The organism is Labrenzia sp. CP4 (assembly GCF_001579905.1).
GTDB lineage: Bacteria > Pseudomonadota > Alphaproteobacteria > Rhizobiales > Stappiaceae > Roseibium > Roseibium algicola.
The window spans coordinates 1,633,027-1,646,005 of record NZ_CP011927.1; the positions used below are offsets into that span (position 1 = coordinate 1,633,027).

Sequence of the window (12,979 nt, forward strand, 5' to 3'; positions counted from 1 at the left end):
TTTGTCCGGTGGTCTGCACCGCACAAGCGGCTGGTCTCGCGAACACACCCGTTTCCAAAAGAGGCGCGAAAGACGCGCCGGGTGCCGGTTTGTCGCTACAGCTTGTGATAAACCAGCCTGAAGATGCAACCCTCCGGTGTCAGGTTTCGATCTCTGCAAGTCCTTCGAGCAGCGGGCCAATGTGATCCCGGTACTTTTCGAAACGGTTCACGGCCCCAGTATGTATGGGTTGCCTGACCTGGGCCATGGAGAAGGTGAAGACCTGCGCCTCATTGCTTTCGTGATGGCGGCAAGCCTCGTCCCATGCCAACCCGGCGTGACTAATCAGTGCGGGGCGCTCCGTATCCGGATCGCTGACAAGGGTCTCGTAGGACTGATTGCGGATCTCAACCGGCAACACCGTGCTCCAGTGCGCCATCAGCTTTCTGTACTGGCCATAATAATGGGCGAGCGATTGCTGGCTTTCACAGTAACCGTGCTTGCCGGGCAGGGGCGTCATGTAGATGGAGACGCAGGTGTCGGCCGGGTTGCGGCTGACATGGCAGAAATGTGCATTTGGGAACAGGAGGGTAATCAGCCAGAGGTGCTCGAAATTCTGCGGCATCTTGTCGATCACGCGGGCACTTTTCTTGCTGAAACCGTCGAGCAGGGTCAGGTACTTGCGGCCGATGCGCTGGGCGCTCTTGCGGTCGAGGGCCAGGGCGGCGTCGAAGAAGGCGTTGTCACCGGTGTGGCCTTCCGTCAGGCCATCAACCTGTTCGTCAAAGAAACTCAATTCACCTGCGGCGGTCGCCTTGGGATGAGCGGACAGGATGGCCTCGACCAGCGAGGTGCCTGATCGCGGCATGCCGAAGACAAAGACGGGTCTGTCGCTGGTGAGGGCAAAATCCTTGCGGTCTTCGAAAAACTGTTTCGAGAAGACTTCCCGGCAGGTTTCGAAATGGCGTTCCTGCCGGTCGGCATCATAGTGGCCGTAAAGGTCGTTTCGATGCTGCCCGAGATAGTGAAAGGCCTTGGGTGTGTCGCCGGTGTCGTCGCAGATCTTGCCGGCTGTGAAGGCAAGCCTTGCCCGCTCGACCTTCGCCATCGGCCGGTCCACATCGTTCAGCAGGGTCTCGATCTTTTCCAGCGCCTCTTTCTTCAGTGAAAGGTCGGAGAGGTCCCTTGCACTGATGAGAACCGAGGGTTCCTCGGGAGCCAGTTCCAGTGCGCGCCGGAAATGGGTTTCGGCCTCGTCCATCTTGCCGAGCGAGACTTTCAGCCGCGAGAGCGCCAGATGCGCGATCGCCGAAGCCTCGTTGATGGCAAGCGCGTTTTGAAAGGCATGTTCGGCCATGACGGGCCGCCGCAGCCTTGCGTAGATCTCGCCCAGGGTGCGGTGGGCGAATTCGGACTTGGCGTCAAGGGCGACTGCCTTGCGCGCATAAGGCAGGGCCTCCTCGAAACGGTTGTCGAGGGTGAGGGCATCCGCAAGTGTAGCGAAGATGACGGCTTCCTTCTTCGCGACCTTCGCGGCAGCTTGTAGATGTTCGATTGCCCGGGATGCGTGACCGTGGGTCAGATAGATGACACCAAGCCAGTGATTGACCTGCGGATCGCGCGGATTGGCTGCATTGAGATCGGTCAGGATCTCCAGCGCCATGCCGTAATCCTTTGCGTCGATGCACCGAAGCGCGGCTTCCAACGGGTTTGACACTCTCAGAATTCCTTGGCTTTGGCAAAATCATTGGCCGGGAGGACCCGCCGGCCGGACGTCCTATTCATGAAAATGGTCATAGACCAGTTTGGCAATCGCCTCGGAAATGCCGGGCACGGCGGCCAGATCGTCGACCCCTGCCTTGGAGACGGCCTTGGCCGTGCCGAAGTGGCGCAGCAGGGCCTTCTTCCGCGTCGGGCCAACACCCGCGATCTCATCCAGCGGGTTCCTGGTGATGTCCTTCTTGCGGCGGGCCCGGTGGCTGCCGATGGCGAAGCGGTGCGCTTCGTCGCGCAGGCGCTGGACGAAATAGAGGACGGGGTCGCGCTCGGGCAGCATGAAGGACTGCCGGCCGGGGATGAAGAATTTCTCCCGTCCGGCATCCCGGTCGGGTCCCTTGGCGATGCCGACGAGCGGGACATCGGTGATGCCGAGGCTTTCCAGCGTCTCGCGGGCCGCGGTCAGCTGGCCCTGGCCGCCGTCGATGAGCACCAGTTCCGGCCAGGCCGGTACGCCGGTATCGGCAGGCGCCGTTTCCAGTTCGCCCTCATCGGTATCCTGGAGGGCTGGGTCGACCACCTCCGGTTTGCTGTCTTCGCGGGCGTGTTCCTTCAACAAACGGGAGAAGCGCCGCGTCAGCACTTCGCGCATCATGCCGTAGTCATCGCCGGGGACGAGATCTTCCGACTTGATGTTGAACTTGCGGTACTGGCCCTTGGCGAAGCCTTCCAGGCCGGCAACGATCATGCCGCCCACCGCATTGGTGCCCATGATGTGGGAGTTGTCGTAGACCTCGATCCGGCGCGGCGGTTGGGGCAGGTCGAAAGCTTCCGCAACGCCTTTCAGCAAACAGGCCTGGCTGGAGGTTTCCGCAAGTCTGCGGCCGAGCGCCTCGCGTGCATTGGTCAGTGCGTGGTCGACCAGCTCCTTCTTTTCCCCGCGTTTGGGGCAGGCGACGTCGACCTTTCGGCCTGTGCGTTCTGAGAGCGCCTGCGCGAGAAGGTCCTGTTCGCTCAATTCGTGGGAGAGCAGGATCTGACGTGGAGCGGGCTTGTCGTCATAGAACTGCGCCAGGAAGCTTTCCAGAATATCGGCTTCCTCGAAGGACTTGTCGGCCTTGGGGAAGTAGGCTCGGTTGCCCCAGTTCTGTCCAGTGCGGAAAAAGAACACCTGCACGCAGGTCTGGCCGCCTTCCTGGTGGATGGCGAAAACGTCGGCTTCCTCGACCGACTGCGGATTGATGCCCTGATGCGCCTGAATGTGCGACAATGCCGACAGGCGGTCGCGGTAGATGGCGGCGCGCTCGAACTCCAGATCGGCGGATGCGGCTTCCATCTGCTTTGCAAGCTGGGTCTTGATCAACTGGCTGCGGCCGGAGAGGAAGGCCTTGGCCTCCGACACCAGGCCGGCATAATCCGCCGGATCGATTTCCCCGGTGCAGGGGCCTGCACAACGCTTGATCTGATACTGCAGGCAGGGCCGGGAGCGGTTTTCGTAATAGCTGTCCGAGCAGGTCCGGATCAGAAAGGCTTTCTGAAGCGCATTGATGGTGCGGTCGACCGCGCCTGCCGAGGCAAAGGGTCCGAAGTACTCGCCCTTGCGCTTGCGGGCACCGCGATGCTTGACGATCGCGGGGGATTCATGGTCACCGGTCACCAGGATATAGGGAAAGGACTTGTCGTCGCGCAGCAGCACGTTGAACCGTGGCCGAAGACGCTTGATCAGGTTGGCTTCCAGCAGCAGGGCTTCCGGCTCTGTCTGGGTGACGACGAATTCCATCGACGCCGTCGCCAGGATCATGCGCATGATCCGGTTGGACTGGCCCTGCAGGCGCGTGTAGCTGGTGACCCGTTTCTTGAGACTGCGGGCCTTGCCGACGTAGAGAACCTCGCCGTTTTCGTCCAGCATCCGGTAGACGCCCGGCCCGTTGGGCAGGCGCTTGACCTCGTCGGCAATGACCTCGACGCCCTTGCGTGCGGGGGCATTGCCGGTCTCCGGCGCGGATACGGCGCTTTTTTCAGAATCAGTATCGTCCTGCATGCCAGACATTTAAGCCGCGCAAGGCAATAGGGAAAGAGGCGGGTGCGGCGAAGCGGTGCTCTGCTGCCAACCGGCGGCCAAAAGAGTCTTCAGGAGGTGTGACCCAGCACATAGACGGTGGCGATATAGGCACAATAGGCCGCCGTCATGACTGCGCCGGATATACGGCCGAGACAGATGCGCATTCCAGCCAGGATTGTCAGCAGGATCGCGCAGGCCAGCATTACCCAGATATCCAGCTTCAGGACTTCCTGCGGCACGTCGATGGGCACGATGACGGCGGTGATGCCGATGATGGCGAGCAGATTGAAGACGTTGGAGCCGATGACGTTGCCAATGGCGACGGCACCATGCTGGCGGATGGCGGCCATGACCGTGGTGGCAAGTTCCGGCAAGGAGGTGCCGAGGGCGATGACCGTCAGGCCGATGACGGCTTCGCTGACGCCCCAGGAGGTTGCGATCGACGTTGCTCCGCTGATGGTGAAATGCGCACCGAGCGGCAGGCCGACCAGGCCGAGAAGAATATAGGCAAGCGCGATCCAGACGGAATCGGGAACATCCTCAACCTCGTCCAGGCCATCATCGTCTTCCATCGGGATATCGGCAGCGGCGGCGCCCGCGGATGCCGCAGCGATGGCTTTCTGCTCTTTCCTGTGCTTCTGCGCCATCATGGTGGAGGCTGCAAGGAAGACACCGAGCAGTGCCAGGAGAACGAGGCCGGCGGTCAGGCCGATGGGCGTGAAGAAACAGAGCGCCATGAAAACAATGGTGACTGCGACCATGAACAGCGCGTTGCGCGTCGCGCCGGTTTCACCACACGGGGTCGCCGCAATCAGCGCGGGCATGCCCAGGACCAGAAGCACGTTGGCGATGTTGGAACCGACCACATTGCCGATGGCGATGCCGCCGGCGCCTTCCAGCGCGGCTTTCAGGGAAATGACCAGTTCGGGAGCGGAGGTGCCGAAGGCGACGATGGTCAGACCGATGACCAGATTGGGAATGCCCAGACGCTGAGCAATACCGACCGAACCCCTGACCAAGACATCGCCTGCGATAATCAGAACAACAAGTCCGCCTGCAAGGCTGATGTAGTCAAAGAGCATTTACGAATTTCCGGTTCGGGTCAGTTTCAATCTTCGAAGGCGGCTTCAATGTGGCAGCGCCAATGTTCAACTTGGCGCCTTATACGCAATAGATCGGTGAGGGGAAAGCCGCGGACAAGGATCTTTCTACCGGCCAAATGGGGTTCCTGAATGCAAATTGCAATTGTCTTTACGGGTCTTTCATCCTGTCAGAATGTTGCCTCCATTTGTCATCAAAACTCCCCATTCTCAATCCTGATCCGCCACAAACGATCTCCATATCTTGTCATTGGGGGAGAGTGAGGACGCGGCTTTATACCCGTCCAACTCGCAACTGGCCGGCAATTTCCGGCCAACGCACTAATGGATAAAGTGGATCTGGAGTACTCAAATGAAACGTCTTGCACTTGCTGGCATGGCCCTGACAGCCGCGACGGTCGCATCGGCGCCTGTACTGGCTGCGGATTTGCCGCAATCGCCGGCACCGGCCTATGAGGCGGTTCCGGCTCCGCAACAGAGCATCGACTGGACCGGCCTTTATGTCGGTGGCAATCTCGGATGGGCTTTCGGCCAGTTCGACAACAAGGCCGGCAACAACACCGGGCTTGGAGTGGATGCGAACGGCATCGCCGGCGGTCTTTACACCGGTTACAATTTCCAGGTGACGCCGAACATCGTGGTCGGCGCGGAAGCCGACTTCAGCCTGACCGACCTGGAAAAGTCCAAGTCCAACGGTGGCCTGACCCTCCGGTCCAAGTCTGACTGGAACTCCAACTTCCGTGGCCGTGTCGGTTACGCCTTCGACCGTTACATGGTCTATGGTGCCGGCGGTCTGGCGATTGCCGACCTGGAAGTTTCCGGCAACGGCGACACGGACAGCAAGACCGCCCTGGGCTGGACCCTTGGCGCAGGTGGCGAAGCAGCCATCACCAACAACATCAGCGCCAAGCTGGAATACGTCTACCAGGATTTCGGCGAACAGGATTTCAACCTGAACGGAACCGGCGTGAGCTCGGATTTCAACAATTCGCAGGTTCGCATGGGTATTGGCTACAAGTTCTAAGCCAGCCTCCCGGCCGATACGGAAAACCCGGTACCGCAAGGTGCCGGGTTTTTTCATGTCTGCTTTCCGGGTGTCTTCGGCCGGCCGCGGCAAAGAGAAGCGGCTGACGGGCGAACAGGCGGCCGGCGTATACAAGACGATACAAGTCGTTACAAGCTTTTCAGAATTTCGCCCCAGTACCGTGTTACTTAAGGGACCTGACGTTAAGTGCCGGTGCCCGGGTGGCTTCCTTACACCCCGCTAGTCCGGCCCTTCAGGTGGAGAGGCGAATGCGGTTTCTGATGCGCGGACTTGTCGGTCTGGCATTGATGGCGATCATGATCGGGTTTGCCGGTTTTGGCGGCTACCGTCTGTATACTGCCATGACGGCAGAAGAGACCGCGCAGCGACGTCCTGCTCGCGAACGCAGCTATTCGGTCAATGTCGCCGAGCTGACATCGCAAACCGTCGCGCCTGTCACGACTGCCTACGGCCAGGTGGAAAGCTGGCGGACGCTGGAACTCAGGGCCAGCTCGGAAGGCAGGCTTGTCGAGGTTGCCTCCAAGTTTCGCGACGGTGCCGCCGTCGCGAAAGGCGAACTGCTGCTGAGGATCGATCCGGCCAATGCGGAATTCCAGGTGCTGGACGCGGAAGCGGCCCTTGCCGATGCCGAGGCTCAGAAGGCGGAAGCCGCGGAAGCCATTGTCGGTGCCGAGCAGGAACTGGAAGCAGCCCGGCGCCAGCTGGACTTGCGCAAGCAGGCGCTGGAGCGCCAGCAGCAGCTGAGGGACAAGGGGTATTCCACGGCCGTACAGGTCGAGACCGAAGAACTGGCCGTCGCCTCCCTTGAACAATCGCTCAGCAATCGCCTGCAATCGGTCATCACTGCACGCAAGCGCATCGAGCGGATGGATCTGACGGTCAAGCGAGCCCGGCTCGCTCTGGACGATGCCAGGCGTACCCTGGAGGAAGTCACTCTGACGGCCCCCTTCACCGGCTACCTTTCTGAGGTCAACGCCACGCTGGGGCGCCGCGTCAGCTCTTCGGAGACGCTGGCCCTGTTGATCGATCCGGCGGCGCTGGAAGTCCGTTTCTCGCTGTCGACCGACGAATTTTCCCGGCTGCTGGATACCAGCGGAAGTCTGGTGAAGGCACCCGTCACTGCTGTCCTGCAGCTGGGAGGCCGGTCGATCGAGGTTCCAGGTACCATTGACAGGGCCGCGGCCGTTGTCTCTGAAGGCGAAGCGGGGCGGACGCTGTTTGCGACGCTGGATCTGGAGCCGGGGACGGTGCTGCGGCCGGGCGACTTCGTGAAGGTGAATGTGTTTGAACCGGAGCTGACCCGTGTCGCGAAGGTGCCTTCGGCGGCGCTCACGGAAGACGGCCGCATGCTGATCGTTGGCGAAGGGGATCGGATCGAGGAAATCAAGGCGACGATCCTGCGCCGGATGGGCAATGAAGTCATCGTGGCCAATGTCCCCTTTGGCGCTGATTACGTACGTGAGCGCTTGCCGCAGCTTGGCACCGGTCTGAAGGTTACTCCCCGGCGCAACACCGGGGGGCAGGATGACCCGCAACCTGACGAACCAGCGACGGCGCAGGCGCTGGAGGTGGGCGAAGCGCGTCTCTCCGGCGATCTGGTGGCGCTGGAACCTGAACGACGGGCGGCACTGATCGATCAGTTGAACAGGTCCGACATGCCGGAAAACCGCAAGGCCAGGCTGCTTGCCCTTCTGAACAAGCCGATGGTGCCGAAAGAGCTGATCGAACGGCTGGAGCATGGCGGCGGCAACAGCGGCTGAACACCGCTGTAAACCCCGTCACATCCGACCTGATATTCTGATTGGAGTGTCCCCACATGCGTTCTCCTGGCGGATCGCAATTTGCCTCGCTGCTGGACTACATGGTCCGGCACCGTACAGCGGCGAACCTGCTACTGGCCATGATGCTGATCAGTGGGTTCGCGGCCTCGACGCAGATCCGGACGCAGTTCTTTCCCGATTTTGTCCGCGAGGAAGTGGACGTCGTCGTCAATTGGTCTGGCGCCGGGCCTGAGGATCTCGACCGGGCCGTTGTCGAAATCCTGGGACCGCAACTGCTTGCCATCAACGGTGTCGACGAAGCCACATCCGTTGCGCGCGAGGGCCGGGCCAGCATCGAACTGGAGTTCGAGGACGGCTGGGACATGGGCCAGGCAACCGACGAGGTGAAGGCCGCCGTCGATCAGGCCCGCTCCAGTCTTCCCGAAGGCATCGACGAACCGGTGGTCACCCGCAGCGTCTATTCCGACCGGGTGACCGATGTCGTCATGTATGGGCCGGTCGATATCGACCAGCTTGCCCGCTTTGCCGAAGATCTCCAGACCGTCTTTTTCCGCCAGGGCGTCACGCGGGTCACCATTCGAGGGCTGGAAGACCCGATCATCCGGGTAAATGTCGGCGAGAACATGCTGGTGCGGCATGGTCTGACGCTTGCCGAAATCGCTGACGTGGTTTCGGCGGAGATGGAAACGACGCCCGCGGGCGATGTCGCCGGCAGTTCCGCCCGGCTGCGTACCGGCCAGACGCGGCGCAGCGAGCAGGAGCTGGGAGAGATCGTTCTGAAAGCGCCCTCCCAAGGGGAAAAGCTTGAGCTGCGGTCCGTTGCCGACATTGTCACAGAAGGGGTGGAAAGCGGCCGGGCCTATTATCACAAGGGCATGCCGGCGGTGGTTCTGCGGGTCAGCCGCAGCGCCCAGGGAGACACCATCGAGATCCAGCGGGCAGTGGAGCGGATCACGGCGGACTTCCAGCACACCCTTCCAGAGGGTGTTGTCGTTCAGCTGACCAACACCCGCTCGCAGGCGATCATCGACCGGCTGGACATCCTGGTTGAAAACGGCGTCTTCGGGCTGGCCCTGGTGCTGTTGTTCCTGTTCCTGTTTCTTTCAGCCAGAACGGCCTTCTGGGTGGCCGCCGGAATTCCGGTGGCGATGGCCGCCACGGTCGGCCTGATGTATGTCTTCGGGATCACGCTGAACATGATCTCCGTGTTCGCGCTGATCATCTGTCTCGGCATCGTCGTGGATGACGCCATCGTGGTCGGCGAGCATGCCGACTTCCTGCACAGGCGCGGCTATTCGCCAGCGGAAGCCGCCAGCCTTGCGGCAAGGCGCATGACGGCACCGGTCTTCTGCGCCTCCATAACCACGTTGATTGCCTTTGTCGGGCTGGTTGCCATCGGTGGGCGCTTCGGCAGTCTTGTGGCCGATATTCCCTTCACGGTGTCGGTGGTGCTGATTGCCAGCCTGGTGGAATCCTTTCTCATCCTGCCGGCCCACATGAACCACGCGCTGAAGGCCAGCAAGAAGAAACACTGGTTCGACCTGCCCAACCGCCTGTTCAACCGGGGCTTCGTCTGGTTCCGGGAAAAGCTGTTTCGCCGGTTCGTCGGCTGGGTTCTCGCCGTGCGGTATCCGGCCATCGGCTTTGCGCTGATGGTCCTGGCGCTGTCGCTCACCTTGGTTTTCGACAAGTCGGTTCGCTGGCGGTTCTTCAATGCGCCGGAACAGGCGGTGGTTTCCGCCAGCATTGCCATGATGCCCGGGGCAAAACGCGATGACACCAAGGCGATGATTGCGGAGATGGAACGCGCGCTTGACGTGGTCAACCAGCGGTACGGCGAGCAATATGGTGCCGAACCAGTGGTCTTCGCGCTCTCCACCGTCGGCGCGACGGCAGGGCGCGGCCTCATGGGGGCAGATACCAAGGACGCCGACCAGCTTGGCGGGATTTCCATAGAACTGCTCGACCCCGACCTTCGGCCCTATTCGGCCTTTCAGTTCATCGGCGACTGGCGCGAGGAGATCATAAATCCGCCGCTTCTGGAAACGCTGGCCCTGCGCGGCGAGCGCTCAGGCCCGGGGGGCGACGCGATCGACATCAAGCTCTACGGCAACTCCACGGAAAACCTGAAAGCCGCTGCCGAAAGCCTGAAGCAGACTCTGGCGCCTATGGAAGGCGTCAGCGCGCTGGAGGATACGCTGGCCTATGACAAGCCGGAGCTGAACCTGACGCTGACACCACGCGGCAAAGCCCTTGGCTTCACCACGGAGGAAATCGCCCGCATTCTGCGCAACAGGCTGGAGGGCATCGAGGTTGCCGAGTTTCCGATCGGCAGGCGAACGGCGACGGTGAAAGTGCTGTTGCCGGATGAGGAAACGGATGCCGCGTTTCTCTATTCAACGCGGGTGCGCACCAATGCAGGCACCTATGTTTCCCTGAGCGAGATTGTGAGCATCGAAAGCACTTACGGCTTTGCCTCGGTCCGCCGCAGCGACGGGCTGCGCACGCTGCGGGTCTTCGGGGATGTATCGGAGGACAATCCGGCAGCCGCTGCCCGAGTGACCGACATGCTGCAGAACGAGCTTCTGCCACAGCTTGCCGCCGACTATGACGTCGAAAGCGAGATGAGCGGGCTGGCGGAGCAGGAACGCTCGTTCCTCTCCGATGCACTGATCGGCTTTGCCATGTGTCTGGCCGGCATCTACCTGGTGCTGTGCTGGATCTTCGAATCCTGGACCCGGCCGCTGATGATCATGATCATCATTCCCTTCGGCTGCGTCGGCATGATCTGGGGCCACTACCTGCACGGCATTCCGCTGTCGATGTTCTCCGTGGTCGGTTTCATCGGCATGGCGGGCATCATCATCAACGACAGCATCGTGCTGGTGACCACTATCGACGAATACGCCAAGGATCACCCCTTCCGGCAGGCAGTGGTCAACGGTGTTTGCGACCGGTTGAGGGCGGTCGTGCTGACGACTGCAACGACAGTGTTCGGCCTGGCGCCGCTGCTGTTCGAGACCAGTCGCCAGGCCCAGTTTCTGCTGCCGACAGTCATCACGCTGGCCTACGGGCTGGGCGTCGGGCTGTTCCTTGTCATCCTTCTGGTGCCGGCTCTGCTGGCGGTGCAGAAGGATTTCGGTCAGGCGATCACCAGCGGCAGGCGCCTGCTCAAGCTTCGGGGCAGGGCACCGCTTTCGGGTGGACAGGCGTGACCGCAGGGGGAGGGGGCAGTGATGGACTGGAGCAAAGCCTGAAACCGGATCGGAACACCTGATCCAATCCCGACGTCTTACCAGAAAAGTATCTGATCAAGGTCAGTTCAATCAATCGTGGAAGGAGACACGCATTGGACCGTCGTTGGCTGGGCGATCGTGCCCTGTCTGTGCCCGTTCTCAGCTTGGGGACGGCGAGTTTCACGTCCGGGCCATGGTCTGGCAATGATGCGGGTGCAGCCCGGCGTCTTGTCGACATCTGTCTCGACGAGGGGCTGAACATGTTCGATACCGCGGACGTCTATGCCGGCGGAAATGCAGAGATGGTGCTCGGGCAGGCAATCAACGGGCGCCGGGACAAGGTGATCATCTCCACGAAGGCGGGTCTGCGGACCGGGGCGGGCGAACATGACGTGGGCAGTTCACGCGGCCACCTGCTGAGTGCTGTCGAGGGAATGCTGAGCCGTCTGCGCACCGACTATATTGACCTGTTCCAGCTCCATGCGTTTGACGCAATGACACCGGTCGAAGAGACCATGGAGGTGCTAGATGACCTGGTGAAAGCAGGGAAGGTTCGGCACCTGGGTGTCTCGAACTATGCCGGCTGGCAGTTGATGAAGTCTCAGGCTGCGGCACGATACAACGGTTGGCAGCCGCTGGTGGCGCACCAGGTGTATTATTCGCTCATCGGCCGCGATTACGAATTCGAATTGATGCCACTGGGCCTGGACCAGGGCGTTTCAGCACTGGTGTGGAGCCCGCTTGGGTGGGGGCGCCTGAAGGGTGGCGGGAAGCACGCTTCAGCAGGCCGGCACAAGGACGCAACCCCGGACTATGCACCGCCTCTTTGCGACGAGACCCTTCTGGAGCGCGTACTTGCAGCGTTGGGGGAGGTGGCTCGTGACACGGGCAAAAGCGAAGCCCAGGTCGCACTGAACTGGCTTCTGCAGCGGCCGACCGTGGCAAGCCTCATCATCGGCGTTAGCAGCGAAGCTCAGTTGCGCAACAACATGGAGGCCACCGGCTGGGAGCTGGATGCCGAACATATGCGTCTGCTTGACGAAGCCAGCACCACTCCCGTTCCCTATCCGTATTGGCACCAACGCGCATTCCCGGAACGCAATCCGCAACCGGTCTGATCATCGTTCGATCCCATGCCCAAACGGCGGGGGAGGGAACGTCCTAACTGGATCAGAAGGGTCAGAGTGCGGCCAATGTCACATGCCGGTTTGCGGGAGCATGCCGAGGCCATGACATACGGCCTGATCCCGTTGCCAAGGGCATGAAACCTGCCGAAGTGCTCGATAAGCTGGATCGGTCCATACACCTTGCAATCAAGGGGTATCTGATGCCCGACAATCAGAACAGGAAACTGGTCGGCGGCAACATCCACAGCGTCTGGGGACCAACCCACAAAGCCCCCGGCCTACGTTGCTTCAACGCCTCCTTGCAAGCAGCCCGGTTCGCGGCTTTGTACTTCGTTTGCGCCCTATGGCTCATGCCTCCCAGGTTATCAATCCGGGTTTACGCAGTGGATCCCTCTTTCGATTTGTGCAAAACCGCATCATGTGCTTAATTTTTACGCGAATATTAACTGGGGACTAACCCCGTCGATTTTGATATATATAGTACAGGTTGTTTACCTGTGTGGTTCCAAATGAGTGATCATCAGTTCAATACCTCGGTCAGGATGGGCTCCGAACGGAATTTCGGGCTGGTCTTCGCCGTGGTTTTTTTGCTGATCGGGCTGTGGCCGGTCACTGGTGGCGCCGCGCCGCGATGGATTTTGCTATCCCTTGCGGCTGTTTTTATTGCCCTTGCCATGTTTGCGCCGCAGAGCCTGCGCCTACCCAACAGGTTGTGGTTCAAACTGGGTCTGCTGCTTGGTGCCGTGATGGCGCCGGTGGCGATGGCGGTTGTCTTTCTTTTAATCTTCATTCCCATCGGTCTTGCGATGCGAGCCAGCGGGAAGGATCCGCTTTCAAGGAAAGTGGATCCGAATGAAAAATCTTATTGGATTCCCAGAACCGACCAGCCGAAGTCCATGAAACTGCAATATTAGGACAAAAATACCGGCACGG

8 protein-coding genes are annotated in these 12,979 nt (G+C 60.8%); 5 read left to right on the forward strand and 3 right to left on the reverse strand.

The genetic code is table 11. The annotated features are described in order from the left end of the window. Positions 1-139: 139 nt before the first annotated feature. From ACP90_RS07535 to ACP90_RS07545, 3 genes are all read right to left on the reverse strand, one after another. Positions 140-1,696: a tetratricopeptide repeat-containing sulfotransferase family protein gene (locus tag ACP90_RS07535; protein ID WP_145915724.1), complete on the reverse strand. Its 1,557-nt coding sequence runs from the start codon at positions 1,694-1,696 to the stop codon at positions 140-142. A gap of 60 nt (positions 1,697-1,756) precedes the next feature. Continuing rightward, entirely contained in the window at positions 1,757-3,736 is a 1,980-nt protein-coding gene (gene uvrC / locus ACP90_RS07540; protein WP_062491443.1) for an excinuclease ABC subunit UvrC, read from the reverse strand. Positions 3,737-3,825: 89 nt separating this feature from the next. Next, on the reverse strand, positions 3,826-4,839 hold the full coding sequence (locus ACP90_RS07545) for a calcium/sodium antiporter (protein WP_062487682.1): 1,014 nt from the start codon (positions 4,837-4,839) through the stop codon (positions 3,826-3,828). A 370-nt stretch (positions 4,840-5,209) separates the two neighbouring features. On the opposite strand from ACP90_RS07545, the gene ACP90_RS07550 reads away from it, so the two are divergent. The 5 genes from ACP90_RS07550 (at position 5,210) to ACP90_RS07575 (ending at position 12,960) form a co-directional block, all read left to right on the forward strand. Then, a complete protein-coding gene (locus ACP90_RS07550) occupies positions 5,210-5,881 on the forward strand; it encodes an outer membrane protein (protein WP_055655843.1) in 672 nt (223 codons plus the stop codon). A 269-nt stretch (positions 5,882-6,150) separates the two neighbouring features. Continuing rightward, a complete protein-coding gene (locus ACP90_RS07555) occupies positions 6,151-7,662 on the forward strand; it encodes an HlyD family efflux transporter periplasmic adaptor subunit (protein ID WP_062487683.1) in 1,512 nt (503 codons plus the stop codon). A gap of 56 nt (positions 7,663-7,718) precedes the next feature. Then, complete coding sequence (locus ACP90_RS07560) at positions 7,719-10,898, forward strand: efflux RND transporter permease subunit (protein ID WP_062487685.1); 3,180 nt, start codon at positions 7,719-7,721, stop codon at positions 10,896-10,898. 134 nt (positions 10,899-11,032) lie between these two features. After that, positions 11,033-12,037, forward strand: coding sequence for an aldo/keto reductase (locus ACP90_RS07565; protein WP_062487687.1), 1,005 nt, complete (start codon positions 11,033-11,035; stop codon positions 12,035-12,037). Positions 12,038-12,555: 518 nt separating this feature from the next. After that, complete coding sequence (locus tag ACP90_RS07575; protein WP_031268239.1) at positions 12,556-12,960, forward strand: SxtJ family membrane protein; 405 nt, start codon at positions 12,556-12,558, stop codon at positions 12,958-12,960. The last annotated feature ends 19 nt before the right edge of the window (positions 12,961-12,979 follow it).